This window comes from Pseudomonas sp. Hz4, from assembly GCF_054898165.1.
In genome coordinates this window covers 3,712,640-3,731,615 of record NZ_CM142719.1, presented here as the reverse complement: position 1 = coordinate 3,731,615, position 18,976 = coordinate 3,712,640, and the positions used below count along the sequence as shown (strand labels likewise).

Annotated in this window: 16 protein-coding genes and 2 pseudogenes; 9 read left to right on the top strand and 9 right to left on the bottom strand. The window is 59.8% G+C overall.

Annotation, left to right across the window (positions count from 1 at the left end; genetic code table 11):
* The first annotated feature begins 195 nt into the window (after nucleotides 1–195).
* The 3 genes from ACYZTR_RS16980 to ACYZTR_RS16970 are packed head-to-tail and all read left to right on the top strand — an operon-like array spanning nucleotide 196 to nucleotide 1,931.
* Complete coding sequence (locus ACYZTR_RS16980; RefSeq protein WP_461979768.1) at nucleotides 196–870, top strand: CsgG/HfaB family protein; 675 nt, start codon at nucleotides 196–198, stop codon at nucleotides 868–870.
* Nucleotides 871–900: 30 nt separating this feature from the next.
* On the top strand, nucleotides 901–1,275 hold the full coding sequence (locus ACYZTR_RS16975) for a DUF4810 domain-containing protein (RefSeq protein WP_461964518.1): 375 nt from the start codon (nucleotides 901–903) through the stop codon (nucleotides 1,273–1,275).
* Nucleotides 1,272–1,931 carry a DUF799 domain-containing protein gene (locus ACYZTR_RS16970; RefSeq protein WP_461972695.1) on the top strand — a complete coding sequence of 220 codons (660 nt, stop codon included), beginning with the start codon at nucleotides 1,272–1,274 and terminating at the stop codon, nucleotides 1,929–1,931. The genes ACYZTR_RS16975 and ACYZTR_RS16970 overlap by 4 nt, the downstream gene beginning before the upstream one ends.
* A gap of 82 nt (nucleotides 1,932–2,013) precedes the next feature.
* Here the strand turns inward: ACYZTR_RS16970 and ACYZTR_RS16965 are convergent.
* A pseudogene (locus ACYZTR_RS16965) lies at nucleotides 2,014–2,130 on the bottom strand (GntR family transcriptional regulator); the annotation flags it as partial.
* On the opposite strand from ACYZTR_RS16965, the pseudogene ACYZTR_RS16960 reads away from it, so the two are divergent.
* The 3 genes and pseudogenes from ACYZTR_RS16960 to ACYZTR_RS16950 form a co-directional block, all read left to right on the top strand.
* Nucleotides 2,122–2,274: pseudogene (locus tag ACYZTR_RS16960) on the top strand (N-ethylammeline chlorohydrolase); the annotation flags it as partial. The pseudogenes ACYZTR_RS16965 and ACYZTR_RS16960 sit on opposite strands and share 9 nt — an antisense overlap.
* 392 nt (nucleotides 2,275–2,666) lie before the next feature.
* Nucleotides 2,667–4,778: a hybrid sensor histidine kinase/response regulator gene (locus ACYZTR_RS16955; RefSeq protein WP_461972693.1), complete on the top strand. Its 2,112-nt coding sequence runs from the start codon at nucleotides 2,667–2,669 to the stop codon at nucleotides 4,776–4,778.
* Between the two features lie 86 nt (nucleotides 4,779–4,864).
* Complete coding sequence (locus tag ACYZTR_RS16950; RefSeq protein ID WP_461972691.1) at nucleotides 4,865–7,483, top strand: excinuclease ABC subunit UvrA; 2,619 nt, start codon at nucleotides 4,865–4,867, stop codon at nucleotides 7,481–7,483.
* Between the two features lie 33 nt (nucleotides 7,484–7,516).
* Here ACYZTR_RS16950 and ACYZTR_RS16945 read toward each other — a convergent pair whose 3' ends face one another.
* The gene (locus ACYZTR_RS16945; protein ID WP_461972689.1) at nucleotides 7,517–9,460 is read right to left on the bottom strand and encodes a response regulator; all 1,944 of its coding nucleotides are present in this window, start codon (nucleotides 9,458–9,460) and stop codon (nucleotides 7,517–7,519) included.
* Between the two features lie 174 nt (nucleotides 9,461–9,634).
* Here ACYZTR_RS16945 and ACYZTR_RS16940 point away from each other — a divergent pair, with 174 nt between their 5' ends.
* Nucleotides 9,635–9,823: a hypothetical protein gene (locus tag ACYZTR_RS16940; RefSeq protein ID WP_461979921.1), complete on the top strand. Its 189-nt coding sequence runs from the start codon at nucleotides 9,635–9,637 to the stop codon at nucleotides 9,821–9,823.
* 54 nt (nucleotides 9,824–9,877) lie between these two features.
* Here the strand turns inward: ACYZTR_RS16940 and ACYZTR_RS16935 are convergent, their stop codons facing one another.
* A complete protein-coding gene (locus ACYZTR_RS16935) occupies nucleotides 9,878–10,399 on the bottom strand; it encodes a DUF4142 domain-containing protein (protein ID WP_461972687.1) in 522 nt (173 codons plus the stop codon).
* Nucleotides 10,400–10,615: 216 nt separating this feature from the next.
* Between ACYZTR_RS16935 and ACYZTR_RS16930 the strand changes: the two genes are divergently transcribed.
* Nucleotides 10,616–10,858, top strand: coding sequence for a DUF465 domain-containing protein (locus ACYZTR_RS16930; protein ID WP_076030754.1), 243 nt, complete (start codon nucleotides 10,616–10,618; stop codon nucleotides 10,856–10,858).
* A 170-nt stretch (nucleotides 10,859–11,028) separates the two neighbouring features.
* Here the strand turns inward: ACYZTR_RS16930 and ACYZTR_RS16925 are convergent, their stop codons facing one another.
* From ACYZTR_RS16925 to ACYZTR_RS16900, 6 genes are all read right to left on the bottom strand, one after another.
* Nucleotides 11,029–12,123, bottom strand: a complete 1,095-nt coding sequence (locus ACYZTR_RS16925; protein ID WP_461972684.1) for an SMP-30/gluconolactonase/LRE family protein — start codon at nucleotides 12,121–12,123, stop codon at nucleotides 11,029–11,031.
* The gene (locus ACYZTR_RS16920) at nucleotides 12,120–13,247 is read right to left on the bottom strand and encodes an SRPBCC family protein (RefSeq protein WP_461972682.1); all 1,128 of its coding nucleotides are present in this window, start codon (nucleotides 13,245–13,247) and stop codon (nucleotides 12,120–12,122) included. The genes ACYZTR_RS16925 and ACYZTR_RS16920 overlap by 4 nt, the downstream gene beginning before the upstream one ends.
* A 107-nt stretch (nucleotides 13,248–13,354) precedes the next feature.
* On the bottom strand, nucleotides 13,355–14,218 hold the full coding sequence (locus tag ACYZTR_RS16915; protein WP_461972680.1) for a LysR family transcriptional regulator: 864 nt from the start codon (nucleotides 14,216–14,218) through the stop codon (nucleotides 13,355–13,357).
* Nucleotides 14,219–14,382: 164 nt separating this feature from the next.
* On the bottom strand, nucleotides 14,383–16,230 hold the full coding sequence (locus tag ACYZTR_RS16910; RefSeq protein ID WP_461979766.1) for an amidohydrolase: 1,848 nt from the start codon (nucleotides 16,228–16,230) through the stop codon (nucleotides 14,383–14,385).
* A gap of 308 nt (nucleotides 16,231–16,538) precedes the next feature.
* The gene (locus ACYZTR_RS16905) at nucleotides 16,539–16,853 is read right to left on the bottom strand and encodes an SCP2 sterol-binding domain-containing protein (protein WP_008015934.1); all 315 of its coding nucleotides are present in this window, start codon (nucleotides 16,851–16,853) and stop codon (nucleotides 16,539–16,541) included.
* A gap of 64 nt (nucleotides 16,854–16,917) precedes the next feature.
* Nucleotides 16,918–17,628, bottom strand: coding sequence for a histidine phosphatase family protein (locus ACYZTR_RS16900; RefSeq protein WP_461972677.1), 711 nt, complete (start codon nucleotides 17,626–17,628; stop codon nucleotides 16,918–16,920).
* A gap of 204 nt (nucleotides 17,629–17,832) precedes the next feature.
* Between ACYZTR_RS16900 and sohB the strand changes: the two genes are divergently transcribed.
* Nucleotides 17,833–18,855: a protease SohB gene (gene sohB / locus ACYZTR_RS16895; protein WP_461972675.1), complete on the top strand. Its 1,023-nt coding sequence runs from the start codon at nucleotides 17,833–17,835 to the stop codon at nucleotides 18,853–18,855.
* Nucleotides 18,856–18,976: the final 121 nt, after the last annotated feature.

The following is an 18,976-nucleotide window of genomic DNA, read 5'->3' as shown; positions in this document are numbered from 1 at the left end:
GTTTGCCAAATTACTGGCGGCAATAAAAAATTAAACACTGTCCTCGGTGATGGCACTTTGGCATAATGCCGGCCGCCGACGTCCCGCACGTCGATTGTCGATTTGATCCCCCTCACTTTTTCGCCGCTGCAACCCGCAGTGGCTGGCTATTGCCGTGCCGGGATAAACCGTTTTTCAAAGGAATGCACAGTGAGAATGATCTCTCGGATGTTGGTATCGGCGGCAGCGATTGCCGTCTTGGGCGCGATGGTTGGGTGTGCGACTGAAAGCTCGCGCGCCTTGCCGGTAGAAAAGGTTGAAAGCGCCAGCCTCGCTTATGCCGGTGTTCGTGTACCCATGGCGGTCGGCAAGTTCGACAACCGTTCGAGCTACATGCGCGGGATCTTCTCCGACGGTGTGGATCGCCTCGGCGGTCAGGCCAAGACCATCCTGATCACTCACTTGCAGCAAACCAACCGCTTCAGCGTGCTGGACCGCGACAACATGGGCGAGATTCAGCAGGAAGCCGCGATCAAGGGCCAGTCCCAGCGCCTCAAGGGTGCTGACTTTGTGGTAACCGGTGATGTCACTGAGTTCGGCCGCAAAGAGACCGGTGATCACCAGTTGTTCGGCATTCTCGGTCGCGGCAAGACCCAGGTGGCCTACGCCAAGGTCAACCTGAACATCGTCAACATCAGCACCTCCGAAGTCGTTTATTCGACCCAGGGCGCGGGCGAATACGCCCTGTCGAACCGCGAAGTCATTGGCTTCGGCGGCACCGCGTCCTACGATTCGACCCTCAACGGTAAGGTGCTCGACCTGGCCATGCGCGAGGCGATCAATCGTCTGGTAGACGGCATGAATTCCGGTGCATGGAAACCGGGCAACTGATCAAGGTTGATGACAAGGAGCGGTACAAGCATGTTCAAGCGTTTTATGTCGTGGGCGTTGATAGCGTCGACATTGCTGGTCAGTGGCCTGTTGGCCGGCTGCAACACCGGCCCGAAAACCCTGTACCAGTGGGAAAGCTACCAGCCGGAAGTCTACGAGTATTTCAAGGGTGAAGAGCCCAAGGAAGCTCAGGCCGAAGCCCTGGAGCGTGACCTGCAGAAGATCCGGTCCACCGGCAGGACACCGCCGCCTGGCTACCACGCTCACTTGGGCCTGTTGTACCTGAGCATGGGCAAGGACGATCAGATGGTGCAGCAGTTCAGAACCGAGAAGACGCTGTTTCCCGAGTCGACACCGTACATGGACTTTCTGCTTAAAAATGCCAAGACCGGAGACACCCAATGATCCCGCGCTCATTGAAACTGCTGGCCGGTCTGCTGGCCCTGGCTGTGCTCGGCGGTTGCGTCAGCCCCAAGACCGTGGACTATTCGGCGTACAAGCAAAGTCGTCCAAAAACCATTCTGGTGCTGCCGCCGCTGAACAATTCGCCGGACGTGAAAGCGTCCTACAGCATGCTGTCGCAAGTCACCTATCCGTTGGCTGAGGCCGGTTACTACGTGCTGCCGATCGCCCTGGTCGATGAGACGTTCCGCCAGAATGGCCTGACCACCCCGGCGGACATTCATCAGGCACCGGCCAACAAACTGCAAGAGATCTTCGGTGCCGATGCAGCGCTCTACATCACTGTGACTGACTACGGGACGCGCTACATCATCATCAGCAGCGAAACCGTGGTGACCGCCAGTGCAAAACTGGTGGACCTCAAGACCGGCACCACGTTGTGGACCGGCTCGGCTCGTGCTTCGAGCGAAGAGGGCGGTAACAACGGTGGCGGTAATTTGATCGGCATGCTGATCAGCGCAGCGGTAAAGCAAATCATCAACAGTGCCACCGACGCCGGTCACCCGATTGCCGGCGTGACCAGTGCGCGGCTGCTGTCGGCCGGCCAACCGGCGGGGTTGCTGTACGGGCCGCGCTCGCCGAAATACGGCACGGACTGAAATCGTTCCCGCGCTCTGCGTGGGAACGATCAACCGGGGGCGAACGGCACGGCGCAGACGCTCATGGCTTCCATCAGGGCATGTTGGGCGCCGTGGTGACCAGTCCGTCGGACTCCAACTGTTTGAGTGCAGCACGAACCGACGTCCGGCTGACATTAAAAAGTTCGGCCAACGACGCATCGCCCAGCTTTCGATGTATTGCCGCGAGTGGGCTGAGACATACGACGAGTTTTCTGCGGTGGCCGGTGTCGCTGCCGACTTGGGGCTGCGGACTTACCTCGGTCCTTGCTACATGAGCGGCATGAGTTACTGGCGCGCTGACGGAACCTTGGGGCACCAATTCTCGACGTCGCCGCCACGCTGAAAACCGGCTACCACCCGCTCAAGCACTTGATCGAGGTGTAGTGGGATCCGTAGCAGCTGCCGAGCTCGCGAGGCTGCGTTCGGTGCGGGTCGCGGTCGGACGAAGCCGTCGTAAACCTGTATGCAGAGTTGTACTGACACACCGCGGAGTCTGGTTTTACGACTGCTACGCAGCCGAACGCAGCCTCGGCAGTTGCTACAAGGTTCGTCCCCATGGCAAGCTCCATTGCCACGAAAAACTGCAGGTGAAGAATCAGCTAACCTCTATGAAGCCATTGGAGACCGCGACGCTCGAAACAAACGGGCACGCACCGTCCTCATGCCGTTGCGATCCCTCAAGCCAGCTCATCTACAGGGACACAGAATCAGTCGATGCAGTTTCTAGACGATAGCCACGGGTGTGCCGGCTGGAACGGTGAAATGGCCGGACGCATCCGCGCGTTCGACTGGAGCGTGACCGAGCTGGGGAGCATGGACACCTGGCCCGCAAGCCTGTGCAGCGCGGTGCAGTTGATGCTCGCGTCCCCACTGCCGATGGTGATGCTGTGGGGTCGTCCTGGTTACATGATCTATAACGATGCGTACTCAACGTTTGCCGGTGGCCGACATCCTTACCTGTTGGGTTCCCCGGTGGAACTGGGCTGGCCGGAAGTCGCCGAGTTCAATCGGCATGTGGTCGACATCTGTCTTGCGGGCGGCACTTTGTCCTATCGCAACAAAGTACTGGAGTTGCTGCGCGACGGGATTCCCGAAGACGTCTGGCTGGACCTTTATTACAGCCCGGTGGCTGATGATGGCGGGAAACCGGCCGGGGTCATGGCGATGGTGGTCGAGACCACCGAGCATGTGATCTCCGAACGCCGTCGTCAAGCTGCCGAGGACGCCTATCACGCCGACAACGAACGGGTGCGCCTGGCGCTCAATGCCGGGGCTTTGCTCGGCTCGTTCGTCTGGGACATCAAGGGCAATGTGCTCTCCGGCGATGAGCGTTTCGCCCGCACCTTCTCTTACCCGTCCGAGCAAAACCTGGCCGACTTGCCAACGGACATCGCCGAAGCACATATCCATCCCGATGACCGCAGCTGGGTGCAGGAACAGATCAATCAATCAGTGGAAACCGGCGAGCCCTTTAACGCCGAGTATCGGGTCCAGCGCCCGGATGGCAGTTATCTATGGGTGCAAGCGAGTGGTGGCTGCGAGTTCAATAAACAGGGCGAACCGTTCCGTTTTCCCGGGGTGTTGATCGACATCCACGAACGCAAGACTGCCGAAGAATCCTTGCTCAAGTTCACCCGCAACCTGGAGCAACGCGTTGCCGACGAAGTCGAGGCGCGGCTGGCCGCTGAAGAACAACTGCGTCAATCCCAGAAACTCGAAGCCATCGGTGGCCTCACCGGCGGCGTGGCCCATGACTTCAACAATCTGTTGCAGGTGATCGCCGGCAACCTGCACTTGCTGGCGCGGCATGAGCCGGACAACGCCAACGTGCAGCGCCGGGTCAGTGCGTCGATTGCCGCGGTCGAACGTGGCGCCAAACTGTCTTCGCAATTGCTCGCGTTCGCCCGTCGCCAGCCCTTGTCGCCAGAGGTCTGCGATCTGCGGCAGGTCTTCGAGGGACTGGGTGAATTGTTGCAGCGGGCGCTGGGGGAAACCTTCCAGATCAATGTCTGCGCGGCTGAAGCCCTTTGGCACATTTACGTGGACTGCAATCAACTGGAAAACGCCATCCTCAATCTGGCGATCAATGCCCGGGACGCCATGAAAGGCGAGGGGACCATTGACCTGATCACCGAGAACATCGGCCTTGATAGCAAGTTTTGTGCAGGCAAGGGCATCGTCGCCGGTGACTATGTCTGTGTAGCGGTGACTGACACGGGTGTCGGCATGTCGCCGCAGGTACTCGCACAGGCTTTCGAACCGTTTTTTACTACCAAGGCCGACGGCCAGGGCACGGGGCTTGGATTGAGCATGGTGTTCGGTTTCGTCAAGCAGAGTGGCGGGCACATCGAGATTTCCAGCGTGGTCGAGCAGGGCACTCGGGTGCAACTGTATTTTCCTCGCAGCCTGCGTCCGATGCAGAGCGAAACGGCACTTCACGATCCGCAACAACGAGGCGGACACGAAACCATTCTGGTGGTCGAGGACAACGAAGCGGTGCGCAGCGCCGCGGTGGAATTACTGAGCGAAGAAGGTTATCAAGTCCTGACGGCTGCCAACGGTGACGCCGCCATGCAGATGTTGCTGGAGGGCGCGGCGGTGGACCTGATTTTCACCGACGTGGTCATGCCCGGCCTGATCAAAAGTTCGGACCTGGCCGCCTGGGCCAAGGTGCAAATGCCGCCGGTGGCCGTGCTGTTCACCTCGGGCCACACCCGTGACATTATTTCGCGCAATCACCAACTCAGCCCCGACACCTATCTGCTGAGCAAACCTTATGGTCCCGAGTCGCTCACACAGATGGTTCGCACGGTGCTCAATGGCTAACCCCTTTCCGGGTTGATCGTTTCCACGCGCAGCGTGGGGACGATCATGCGTCAGAGTTCTTTCCTCTATCCAACCAAGGCAGGTCCATGACTTCCAACCCTCCCTCAGGCATGGTCAGGGTGCGCGGCGCCCGGGAGCACAATCTCAAAAACGTCGATGTCGACATTCCCCGGGATGCCCTGGTGGTGTTCACCGGCGTGTCCGGTTCGGGGAAGTCGTCGCTGGCGTTCTCGACCCTCTACGCCGAAGCGCAACGCCGCTACTTCGAATCCGTGGCGCCTTATGCGCGGCGCCTGATCGATCAGGTCGGGGTGCCGGACGTCGACTCCATCGAAGGCCTGCCGCCGGCGGTGGCCCTGCAACAACAACGGGGCGTGCCGAGCACGCGGTCTTCGGTGGGCAGCGTGACGACGTTGTCGAGCCTGATCCGCATGCTTTACTCCCGGGCCGGCAGTTATCCGCCGGGGCAGCCGATGCTGTACGCCGAAGACTTTTCGCCCAACACGCCTCAGGGCGCGTGTCTGGAATGTCATGGGTTGGGGCGGGTGTATGAAGTCACCGAAGCCCTGATGGTCCCGGACCCGAGCCTGACCATTCGCCAGCGCGCGGTTGCCTCCTGGCCCACCGCCTGGCAGGGACAGAACCTGCGCGACATCCTGGTGACGATGGGCTACGACGTCGATAAACCCTGGCGCGATCTGCCGAAAAAGCAGCGCAACTGGATTCTCTTCACCGAAGAAACACCGACGGTGCCGGTGTACGCCGGACTCACCCCCGAAGAAACCAACGTCGCGCTCAAACGCAAAATGGAACCGAGTTACCAGGGCACGTTCACCGGCGCCCGGCGCTACATCCTGCACACGTTCAGTCATTCGCAAAGCGCGCTGATGAAGAAGCGCGTCTCTCAATTCATGCTCGGCAGCCCGTGCCCGCTGTGCGACGGCAAACGGCTCAAGCGCGAGGCGTTGTCGGTGACCTTTGCCGGTTACGACATCGGCGAGTTGTCGCAGATGCCGTTGCTGCAAGTGGCGCAGGTGCTGAAGCCGGTGGCCGCTCACAGTTACCTCGGACAGGCCGACGAGGCGGGCGAGGTGTTGACGCACAGTCAGACTCGCGAGGCCCGTGAACAGCGAGTGGCCCACGGCGCCAGTGGTCATGCCAATGCGCCGGATGTGCGCCACACACCAAATCTGTCAGTGGAGAAACGCCTGGCCGCGCAGCGGATCGCTCAGGACTTGCTGGAGCGGGTCAGTACGTTGACTGATCTGGGACTCGGTTACCTGGCGCTGGACCGCAGCACGCCGACGCTGTCGTCCGGAGAGTTGCAGCGTCTGCGCCTGGCGACGCAATTGGGTTCGCAGTTGTTTGGGGTGATTTACGTGCTGGATGAACCGTCGGCCGGTCTGCACCCGGCGGATGGCGAGGCACTGTTCGAAGCCCTGCAACGCTTGAAAGCCGCTGGCAACACCTTGTTCGTGGTCGAGCATGACCTGGAAACCATGCGCCGCGCCGACTGGTTGATCGATGTGGGGCCGGCGGCTGGCGAGCATGGCGGCCGGATCCTGTACAGCGGACCGCCGCCAGGCTTGGCTGATGTGACGAACTCGCAGACACGTGCTTATCTGTTCGCCGAGCAGGCCACTCAGCCTCGAGCCAGCCGCCAGGCGACCGATTGGCTGCGACTGGAAGGCATCACCCGCAACAACCTGAACAACCTCAGCGTCGAGTTTCCGCTGGGCTGTTTTACCGCGGTAACCGGCGTCTCCGGTTCCGGTAAATCGAGCCTGGTCAGCCAGGCATTGCTGGAGCTGGTGGGCGCGCATCTCGGGCGCGCGGCCAGTGCCAGCGAACCTGAAGCGTTGAGCCTTGAGGACGACGCACCGCAAGTCAGCGGCGGTCAGGTCACGGCGGGGCTGGAATCGATCAAGCGTCTGGTGCAAGTCGATCAGAAGCCCATCGGCCGCACACCGCGCTCAAACCTGGCGACTTACACCGGGCTGTTCGACAACGTGCGCAAACTGTACGCCGCCACTCCCGAGGCGCAGGCCGAGGGTTACGACGCCGGTCAGTTTTCCTTCAACGTTGCCAAGGGTCGTTGCTCGACGTGCGAAGGTGAGGGCTTTGTCAGCGTCGAGCTGCTGTTCATGCCCAGCGTCTATGCGCCATGCTCCACCTGTCACGGCGCGCGCTACAACCCCGAGACGCTGGCGATCGTCTGGCAAGGGTTGAACATCGCCCAGGTGTTGCAGTTGACGGTGGATGAAGCAGTCACGGTATTCGCCGAACAACCGGGTATTCGCCGCTCGCTGGAGGTGCTGCGCGATATCGGCCTGGGTTACCTGCGCCTCGGCCAGCCGGCGACCGAGCTGTCGGGCGGCGAAGCCCAGCGGATCAAGCTGGCCACTGAGCTGCAACGCAACCAGCGCGGGGCGACGCTGTATGTGCTCGACGAGCCCACCACCGGTTTGCACCCAAGGGATGTTGATCGCTTGCTTGAACAGCTGAATACGCTGGTGACGGCAGGACACACGGTGATCGTCGTCGAACATGAAATGCGTGTGGTTGCGCAGAGTGACTGGGTGATCGACATTGGCCCGGGGGCGGGGGACCAGGGCGGGAAGATTGTCGTCTGTGGTACACCGCAGAAAGTCGCCAAGAGTAAAAAGAGCCGGACGGCACCGTTTCTTGCAAGAACCCTCGGTTGATGATCGTTCCCACTGCGCGTGGGAACGATCAGTTCAGGCGCTGTCGAGCGTACGTCGTACCTTGTCCAGCAGTTCATTGATCTGGAACGGTTTGATCAGCATTTCCATACCGTCGCCGAGGAACACCTGACGGTTGATCGCGGTTTCGGCATAACCGGTCATGAACAGGATCGGCAGCTTTTCACGCCAGCCCCGTGCCACATCGGCCAGCTCGCGGCCACTCATGCGCGGTAGTCCGACGTCCGCCAGCAGCAGGTCGATGGACTCATCGTTTTGCAGGCGCTCGAGGGCTCCTTCGATGTCGCCCGCCTGAGTGCAACGGTAACCGGCATCCACCAACACTTCGGCCACAAACATGCGCACCGACGGCGTGTCCTCAACGATCAACACATGTTCTCCGGCACCCTGATGATCGACGGTGGCGGGCTCGGCATCGCCGGTCGTAGGGTCGGAGCTGGCCGGCAGCATGATGGTCACTTCGGTGCCGCGTCGGGTGACGCTGCGGATGTGTGCATCGCCACCCGATTGCCGAGCGAAACCGTAGAGGGTCGACAACCCCAGCCCGGTGCCCTGGCCCAGCGGCTTGGTGGTGAAAAATGGGTCGAACACCTTGTCGATCACACTGTGTTCGATACCGGTACCGTCATCGCGCACCGACAACGCGACATACGCCCCATCGGCCAGATTGGGGTCGCCATGGGAATAGGCGGCATAGGTGCTGACCCAAATGTTGCCGCCTTGGGGCAAGGCATCGCGAGCGTTGATCACCAGATTGAGCATCGCGCTTTCCAGCTGAATGGGGTCAACCAAAGCGATGGCGGCTTTAGAGGTCAATTCGAGTTTCAGGGCAATGTGCTCGCCGATGGTGCGCACCAGCAGATCCTCAAGGGAACGCACATGCTCGTTGATGTCCACGGGCCGGGTATCGAGTGGTTGTTGGCGCGCAAAGGCGAGCAGTCGATGGGTCAGGGACGCAGCACTCATGGCCGAGTTCAAGGCGGCTTCGGCGTAAAACTGAACCTTGTCGGTGCGTGAGGCAGCGATCCGTTTCAGAATCAGTTCCAGGCTGGCGATGATGCCGGTCAGCAAGTTATTGAAGTCGTGAGCGATGCCCCCGGTCAGCTTGCCCAGTGCATCCATTTTCTGCGCTTGCAGCAGCTGAGCTTCGGTTCGCGCCCGCTCGGCGACCTCTTTGGCCAATTGGGTGGTGGCGTCGTCAAGTCGGGCCAGGTGCGAGCGTTCGCGGTGACGGTGTTCAGTGACATCCTCGACAAACACCAGGCTCAGTTCCGGCGTGCGATACGGCGAAATTTGCCACTCGGTTTCGCAAGCCTCGCCGTGGACCCGCATGCTCAGCGTGCCTTTCCAGCGCTCGCCATAGGCTAGACGCAGGCGCAGTTCCTCGATGACGGCGTCCTGGTCTTCGGCAAAGCACTCGCGCAGGGCGTCCGGGTTAAGGTTGTCCTGAATCAGCTGCGTGAAGGCATGGTTGCATTCGTGCACCTTCAGCTCAGCGTCCAGCACTGCGATGGGCGCCGACACATTGACAAAGATTTCCCGAAACCGCGCCTCGCTTTCACGCAGGGCATTTTCGGTTTCACGCACCCGCAGCAAGGTGCGCAAAGTGGCGAGCAGTACATCCGGATCCACCGGGTGGATCAGGTAGGCATCGGCACCCGCGTCCAGGCCGGTGATGATGTCGCCGGTCTGGATCGAGGCCGCCGATACGTGAATCACCGGCAGCAGGGCGGTGGCGGGTTCGACGCGCAATTTGCGCACGATGTCGAAACCGCTCATGTCCGGCAGATTGACGTCGAGGATCAGCGCATCGATTGCTACGCTTTCGATCAGCTCCAGGCCTTCGCTACCCGTGCCGGCTTCGAGCACTTCATAGCCGTGGCGCTCCAGGCGCCGGCGCAGGGCGTAGCGCGTGGCGACGTTGTTGTCGACGATCAGCAAACGGATATCACGCTTCATCGACGGGCTCCAGGGTGGAATGATCAGTCAGTGTCCGTCACTTGAGCATAGTCAAAGGGTTGCGGCTTTTGACCTTGAATTTCCTTTGCGATGGAACCCTGTCCCCGAGGAGGCTTCGAATCTACAAAGCCCGACTGTTTCAGCCGCGCACGTGCAGTGACGAATGAGGTACTTATGAACGATGACAGTGGTCGTGAAGAAGGCGCAAAAACCGCCGAACCCGAAAGCGCAGACAAAGCAGTTGACCAGAAAAATATCCACACGGACAACGACAACGAGTTCAGCCCGGGTTTCAAGCCGAGTCCCGACCGACCAAAATCTGGGGATGACACCGATGCCGATATCGATACCGATGGCGGCTAGTCAAGCCATTAAAAAAGGCCGCATCAAACGATGCGGCCTTTTTTTGTGGGCGCGTTATTTGCTGGGGTGAGCAGCCTGGAGCTTTTTCGCCATATTCAGATGCTTCTCCAGCGCCGGCAGCATTTTTTGCGCGAAACCTTTCAGCTCCGTGGCGCCTTTGGTTTTGTCGTCTGTTACCGTATTGGCTTCTTTCTTGAATAGCTCGATGGTGTCTTCGTGAGCCATCACCTGATTGTTGGCGTACGCCGCATCGAAGGATTCATCGCGCATGTCGAGGATTTTCTCTTTCGCCTGCTTGACCAGCGTGGTGTTGTCTGGCACCTCGATGTCATTTTTTTTTGCCAGTGCCGCCAGTTCATCGTTGGCCTTGGAATGGTCGGTGATTATCATGTTGGCGAACTTCTTGATGTCCGCCGATGAACTTTTTTCCAGGGCCAATCGGCTCGTTTCGATTTCCGCGATATTGCTCGCGGCCGCGCTGTCGACGAAGTCATTGGAAGTGGCAGCGAAAGCCGTGCCCATGCTGGTACTCAAGGCAACGGCCAACGTGAGGTGACGCAGGGTAAATCCGTCCATTGGTTATTCTCCACACAGGTTTCATGGGCGATCGAGTGATCGTTAATCTGTGGAGGCCGACGAGTGGGCAAAGGTTTTATTGCGTTTGCGGCAGGGCGACGAACGGGCACCGCTGGTCTGATAGGCGGTCGACAGAACCCGCTAACCAAGGCCATTCTGATAGTTGGTGAACGCCATTGATCGCGTTTGCCTCCGATCAACAAACGGAGGTGTTCCATGCCGGTGCCACACGACCTTTATCAGGATCTCAAACTTTCAAAGGAAGATATCCAGCAAAAACGCACCAAGGATCCGTTACTGGATTCACTGATCAACAAGTATTCGCAGGCGGACGCCGAGGTGGTCAAGGCTGAAACCGCCAAATCCGATGCGCCCAGCGATGACGCACTGAAGAAACTCAAGGAGAAGCGCGTGCAGGTCAAGCAAAAGATCGTTGATCGGCTCCAGACGCCGTCCTGACGCGCCCTGTCTGGTCACCGACGATCGGTGACTGAAAAATTGGAACGGCGATAAATACCGGCACCTCGAATGTTCAGAGTCCGAATTTACGGCTCTATGTGAGGTGCCTCATGACCGATCCGCGCGATAGCGAGATGGCTCCCCGGTAACCAAGACCGCCAGCTGCTACATTATTGAGGTTTCAACGCCGTACTTAGCGGCAATCGCGCCATATGTTTGGCCTTCAACGACCCGAAATACAACCAATCCCCATACTCGCGAACGGTTGTGATTGGCGAGTAATTGTCGCGGCTACTGTCCTGCAAGTTGGCGATCACTTTGCCGTCCAGATCCAGGCCCAACGCGAAGGCGCGTTTCTCCACCGGTTCAGGCAGGACAGTCATTGCTCGCACGATCATCTTGCGCACGAATGGATGCGGCGCGGTGGCATCGAGCAGTGCGTTGCGTGGTGCATAAAGCGCCACCCAGAAGCGGTCGCGGCCATTGAACGCGAGGTTATCCGGCAACCCTGGCAGGTTGTCGATGAACAGATCGTGGGTGCCGGTTTTCGGTCCGCTCAACCAGTAACGAGTGATGCGATAGGCACCCGTTTCGTTGACCAACACATAGGCATCGTCCGGTCCCAAAGTCACGCCGTTGGCGAACTCCAGCTTATCCAGCAAGACCGCCGTCTTGCCGGTCTGGAAGTCATAACGCAGCAAGCGACCGTCACCGCCGTGCTCGATGATCGCTTCGCCGTCCCTGCCATAGCCAAAGCGGCTGGAGGCATCACTGAAATAGGCATAGTGCCCGGACTTGTCGATGACCACGTCGTCGGTGAAACCGAAAGGCACACCATTGGCCGCAGTGGTCAATGTAATCAATCGGCCCTGAGCGTCGAGTGACAGCAAGCCCTTGACCCCATCTGCAATCACCAGCAGACCGTTGGGGTGACGGGCCAGGCCCAAGGGTCTGCCACCCGTATCGGCAAGGACCTTGGTGACCTTGCCGTCGAGGCTGGTGCGTAGCAGTCGGCCGTCGTGCAAACCCGTGATGAGGAGGTCTTCCTCCAGCAGCAACGCTTCCGGCCCGGCGATATCCGCGGCGCCGACGCGCTCCACACCTTTGAGGCGCTGATTGTCGGCGTAGATTCCGCTGGTGAGGGAGGGCGCCGGCGGCGGGGCCCAGGCCACCGGTTGAACCTTGGTCGGCATCAGCAGCAGAAAGGCGCCGATGGCAACGATCACCAGCAACACCCCATGGCGAAACTTGACGGTTCGACTCACGCGCTGACTCCTTGCGCCATCTCGCGCAACGCCAGCATCGACGCTGCCGACTCACGATCGATACGCCGCTTGAGCAGCAGTCGATTGGCGATGCGCATCGCCAGGCCGCTGAACTGATACTCCAGGGTGCGGACAAAACGTGTGCTGTCGCCCAAGGCTTCGCACTCGTAAGTCACCACTAAAGACAACCCGTGATCGCCACGGGCCCAAGCGCTCCAGCGGCGGCCTGGCAGGTATTCGTTAACCTCCCAGATCAAGTGTCCCTCACGCCCGCCAGCCTTGATGTCTTCCTCAAACCGCTCCCCGGCATGCAGCGGACCGTTCGGGCCATCAACCTTGAGCGACGATGGATGCCACTCCGGCCAATGGGTCACGGTGCTGGCGTAGGCGAGCACGTCAATCGGGTTTCCAGCGATGTCGATCTGATGCTGCATGCGCGTCATGGGCGTTCTCGTCAGGTGCAGGTCGGTCGGCTCCGGTTCCCAATAGAGGGTGCCGAACAGGTAGTCCATCAGCGGAAAAACGATGTTGAAATTGCGTTCCTGCATCAGCTCGCGACGGTGATGCAGTTCATGCAGGCGGCGCATCTGGCGGATCCACGGCAAACGGGTGACGGGGCTCTCGGGCGGCAAGTGCTCGCAGGCGTGGAACACTTCATAGGTCAGGTAACCGAGGACCAGGCAGCCACCGAAGATCCCGGCGACGTTGGCATCGAACTGCTTAAGCAGCCACCAGATGGGCAGGGTGATGACAACCGTGTGCAACACGATCAGCCAGGCCGGAAACAGAATTACCCGCCAGTCCCTGGCGTTGTCGTAGGTCATGTGGCCGGGGGCGAAAAAACTGTGGTGGTCGCCCGCGTGGCGGGCGTAGAACATCCGCGCGAAACTTTTTTTGTGATGCCCAAGGTGCCGATGCACGCTGTACACGGCAAAGTTGAAGAACAGCAGGGCCAGCGGCATTGCCAGCCATTGCAGTGGCTGAACTTGATGCACGGTGCTCCAGAATCCACCAATGGCCAGCAACCCGAACAGCAGCACAAAGGCGCCGTGTAGCCATGGGTTGTAAAGCGGATGAATGTCTGCGCGGTAGCGAGCGCGGAATGCTTCGGTGGTCTGCCTCACTGCATTCACCTGTGGTTATTGTTATCTCCAGCAGATTAGACGATCCCGACGTTTCAGGCGGGCCGAACCATGAGGTCACAAACGCCATGATCCGGTGCAAACCGGACTCAGGTCAGCGGGTTCCAGCGTTGCGACCAGTCATCGTCGGATTTGATCACTTCGCGCAGCAAGTCGAAGGCTCGTTGCAGGGTCGCCGAATCGCGGTCGCGGGAGTAAACCAGATAGGTCGGGTAGCTGAATTCCGGGGCTTTGGGCACTTGCTCCAGTACACCACTTTGCAGATAACTCTGGACTACCCGGGTGCGGAAGTAGCCACTGCCGCCGTTTTCAAGAATGTACTGCAAGCCCAGTGGGCCGAGATTGAAGCTAAGCGCAGCTTTGGCTTTTTCCGGCAGGGCCGCATCGTGCTGGCGGCGGAAGTCCGGGCCCCAGTCGATGTACACGTAGGGATCGGGACTTGCGGCCAGCCGGATGAGGACGAGTTTTTCTTCCAGGACCTGCTCGACTTGCAGGCGTGGCCAATACTCGGGCTGGTAGACCAGCGCCGCGTCCAGAACCCCCAGTTCCAGTTGGCGCAGCAGGTTTTCACCGTCACGGATTTCCATCCGTAGTGCGTGGCTGGGAATCTTTTCGCGCAACTCGCCGGCCCAACTGAGCATCAGCGGGTTGCACAGACTGACCTCGCCACCGATGTGCAACACGTCGCGGTAGCCCTCGGGCAACGGCAAATCCCGTCGCGCCGCTTCCCAGGTTTCGACCAGTTGATTGGCGTAGACCACGAAGGCTTCACCGTTAGGCGTCAGACGGGCACCGGCGCGATTACGCACGAACAGGGTGCTGCCCAGTTGACTCTCGAGTTTCTGCACACGCGCTGTGATCGCGGTCTGGGTGACGTGGAGTTTTTCGGCGGCGGCGGCAAGGCTGCCGTGGCGGACGATTTCCAGAAAGGTGCGGGCGAGGTCGATGTCCATGGGGCGGCCGGAGGGGGAAGTGCGGGCATTGTAAGAGCACTCGCTACCGGTGGCGAGTGAACTGCTTTTCGTAGGAGCCAGGCTTGCCGGCGAAGGCGTCCTTAAGTGCGCCTTCGCCGGCAAGTCTGGCTCCTAAAGGGCCGAACTCCAACTCGATGCTGCCTTCAAAACGCAAAACACGAACAGCCAAACGCTCCCCAGAATCCCTGAAAGTCACTGACCGGGGCCGACGACAATCGCGCCCGTTCATGGCTATGGGCATGCACCGCGCAAGCCCCGACACATTGATGAACCTGCGCCGTCAGCGGCGCCAGGGGTTTCCAATGACCGGGTACTTTGGCCACTGGCGACCACTCAGGCACCACCGGGATTGGAGGCGGCCCGAGTTTTTCAAACTCGACGCTGCCGTAGACGATCTTGCCGTCGACAATGGTCAACACCGATTCGATCCATTTGACGGCTTCATCCTCGATGTGGAAGTAGTCCGCCGACAGCGCAATCAGGTCCGCCAGTTGTCCGACCTTGATCTGGCCTTTTTTACCTTGCTCGGAAGAAAACCAGGCGCTGCCGTGGGTGAAGAGTTCCAGCGCGGTATCGCGGCTCAAGCCTTGCGGGTACAGCGCCAGACCACCGACGGTGCGACCGCTGACCAGCCAATACATCGACGTCCAGGGGTTGTAGCTGGACACGCGCGTGGCATCGGTGCCGGCGCCGACCGGTATACCCTCGGCCAGCATTCGGGTGATGGGTGGCGTGTGTTCGGCAGCCTTGGCGCCGTAACGGTCGACGAAGTATTCGCCCTGAAATGCCATGCGATCCTGTATCGCGATGCCGCCGCCGAGGGCTTTCACCCGTTCGATGTTCTGTGGGGTGATGGTTTCGGCGTGGTCGAAGAACCACGGCAAACCATCGAACGGAATGTCGCGGTTAACCTTCTCGAACACGTCGAGCATGCGGCTGATGGATTCGTTGTACGTGGCGTGCAAACGGAATGGCCAGCGCTGTTCCACCAGATGGCGGACCACCGGTTCCAGTTCCTGCTCCATGGTTTGCGGCAGGTCGGGGCGTGGCTCGAGGAAGTCCTCGAAGTCTGCCGCCGAGAACACCAGCATTTCTCCTGCACCGTTGTGCCGTAGAAAGTCATCGCCCTGACCGTAGTGGGAGTTGCTGGTCCAGTTCTTGAAGTCGGTCAGCTCTTCCTTGGGTTTCTGGGTGAACAGGTTGTAGGCAATGCGCACCGTGAGCTGTTGGTCTTTAGCCAGTTGCTGGATGACTTGGTAGTCGTCCGGATAATTCTGATATCCGCCGCCGGCATCGATGGCGCTGGTGACGCCGAGGCGATTGAGTTCACGCATGAATTGACGGGTCGAGTTGACCTGATATTCCAGCGGCAGTTTCGGCCCTTTGGCCAGGGTCGAGTAGAGAATCATCGCGTTAGGGCGGGCGATCAGCATGCCCGTCGGGTAGCCATTGGCATCGCGCTGGATTTCGCCACCCGGCGGGTTCGGCGTGTCGCGGGTATAACCGACCACTTTCAACGCGGCGCGGTTGAGCAGGGCACGGTCGTAGAGGTGCAGGACGAACACCGGGGTATCCGGCGCAGCCTTGTTCAGTTCGTCGAGGGTCGGCAGGCGCTTCTCGGCAAACTGGAATTCATTCCAGCCACCGACCACCCGCACCCATTGCGGCGTGGGTGTGCGGTCTGCCTGATCCTTGAGCATGCGCAGCGCGTCGACCAGTGAGGGGACGCCTTCCCAGCGCAGTTCGAGGTTGTAGTTCAGGCCACCGCGGATCAGGTGCAGGTGCGAATCGTTGAGGCCGGGAATCACCGTGCGGCCGTGCAGGTCAATGATTTGCGTGCCGGGACCCTGCAGGGCCATGGCCTGGGCATCGCTGCCAACCACCACGAAGCGTCCGTCCTTGATCGCGACGGCACTGGCCTGAGGTTTTTTACGGTCGACGGTGTGCAGGCGTCCGTTGTACAGGATGAGGTCAGCGGGGGTGTCGGGCATGGTTTTACTCCCTGCGAATAGCGGACTGATCCAGGCACCGGCGGCACCTGCCGAAAGGCCTTGCAGTACACGTCGGCGGTTGAAGCCGTCGTGGTCGTCAGATGGGCTCATGGGCAGTGCTCCGCGCAAAGGCTTTTCACAAAAGAAGCGAGGGCAAACAGCCGATGTCTGACGCATGCGGCCAAAAGGAATATAGACGGCAAATCCACAGGTAGCCGTTTTCCGAGGCCGAAAAACGACGAATCCCGCCTCGAGGGGCGGGATTCGTTTGCAGCCAGACGTGCTCCCGAAGACCGGGAGCCGCCGTCTTAGCTCGGGAACAGCTCGGACAGTTTCATGGCCAGCATCATGTCGCCTTCAGCGCGCAGTTTGCCGCCCATGAACGCTTGCATGCCGTCGGTCGAACCGTCGACGATGCCTTCCAGGGTTTCGCCGTCCATCACCAGAGTGACCTGGGCGTCCGGGTTTTCGCCTTCTTGCAGCTCGCAGGTGCTGTCCTTGACGATCAGCGAGAAGTTCTTGGTGTCGTCGATGCGGAAACCGAATACCAGGTCCAGACCGGCAGCAGCGGCTGGGTTGAACTTGGCTTTCATTGCTTGTACGGCATCAGCTACGGAGGTCATGGTTCGATCCTTTCTTGGGTAATTAGAGCTGGGTGATTACAGCCAGGGTCACAATAGTCCGGACTCAGCGAAACGTGATGAGTTCCGGGGTCTTCAACAGCTGCAGGTGCGCATGACTGTTGAAAGAAGACAGAGCCACCTCGCGCCCGCGAAACTTCAGCAGGTTGAGCGAGGTGTTGACGATTTGCCAGTTCAGTTCAAACGCCTGCTTTGCCGGCATTTGCGTAATGAGGTGGAGCAGGGCGGTGATGGTGCCACCGGAGGTGAACACGGCGATTTTCTGGGTGTTGTCGGCGCTTTCGAGGATCCGCTGCAAACCGGCTTGCACGCGTTCGACAAAGCCCAACCAGCTTTCCAGGCCCGGTGTGTCATAAGTGCCGGCAAGCCAGCGTTCGATGATCAGGGCGAAGATCCGCTGGAATTCGCTACGGTTTTGCGCGGCGTTACGCAGGATCTCCAGGGCTTGCGGCTCATCCTGCAACATGGCCGGCAGCAGCGCGCGGATCACCGCGTCGGCGTCGAACTCGTTGAAGGCGGAATCGATTTCCAGAGTCGGCACCGGCTGGCCCACGGCAGAGAACTGTTCCAGCGCGCTGGTGGCTGTATGCTGCTGACGACGAAGGTCGCCGCAGAGGCAGCGGTCGAAGCTGATGCCCAGCTCGGCGAGGTGCTGACCAAGGATTTCTGCCTGGCGAATACCGGTCGGCGACAGGACGTCATAGTCGTCTGCACCAAAGGAGGCCTGGCCATGTCGAATCAAATAGATACTGCCCACGTCCGCGTCATCCCGGTACGTTGAAGGTTCGGCGAGGTTATGAGGATGGCGGTGAGCTGTCAATGAAAAAACATACGCTTGTTTGAAATGCCCGTTACAGGCCTGTTGCCAGAGGTTTCACGACTGGCCGCCGAGCCGGTGCATGGGTATGCTGGAGGTAATCCCGCGCGCGTTATTGCAGCGCATCGTATTAAAGGAGTCCCTGTGGAGTTTTTTGCCGAGTACGCAGTTTTTCTGGCTAAGACCGTGACACTGGTGATCGCCATTTTGGTGGTCCTGGCCAGTTTCGCGGCATTGCGCAGCAAAGGTCGACGCAAGTCGGTCGGCCAGTTGCAAGTCAGCAAACTCAATGATTTCTACAAAGACCTGCGCGAACGCCTGGAGCAAACCTTGCTCGACAAGGACCAACTCAAGGCGCTGCGCAAGGTCGAGGCTAAATGCGAGAAAAAGCAAAAGAAAAAACCTGAAGCCAAACCTCGGGTGTTCGTGCTGGATTTCGACGGCGACATCAGGGCGTCGGCCACTGAAAGCCTGCGCCATGAAATCACCGCGCTGCTGACTCTCGCCACACCCAAGGATGAAGTGGTGCTGCGTCTGGAAAGCGGCGGCGGCATGGTTCACAGCTACGGCCTGGCGTCCTCGCAACTGGCACGCATCCGTGATGCCGGCGTGCCGTTGACCGTGTGCATCGACAAGGTCGCGGCCAGCGGTGGCTACATGATGGCGTGCATCGGCGAGAAGATCATCAGTGCGCCGTTCGCAATTCTCGGCTCGATCGGTGTCGTGGCGCAGTTGCCTAACGTCAACCGCCTGCTGAAAAAGCACGATATCGACTTCGAAGTGCTGACCGCCGGCGAATACAAGCGCACCCTGACGGTGTTTGGCGAAAACACCGAGAAGGGCCGGGAGAAGTTCCAGGAAGACCTGGACATCACTCACCAGTTGTTCAAGAACTTCGTTTCCCGGTATCGCCCGCAACTGGCCATCGACGAAGTGGCCACCGGTGAAATCTGGCTCGGCATCGCGGCGCTGGACAAGCAACTGGTGGACGAGCTCAAGACCAGCGATCAGTACCTCGCCGAACGGGCGGAAAAATCCGAGCTTTATCACCTGCATTACGCCGAGCGTAAAAGCCTGCAGGAGCGCATCGGCATGGCGGCCAGTGGCTCGGTGGACCGTGTGTTGCTGAGCTGGTGGAGCCGGTTGACCCAACAACGCTTCTGGTAAAGCTTCACTGCAGGCATCCGTTAACAAATGAAACCGTGGCGTCCGCTGCGGTTTTTTTTGCCTGTGATCTTCGAATTACCCACTGCCCTCAACCATCAGCGAATTCTCCTAACTGCGCTGT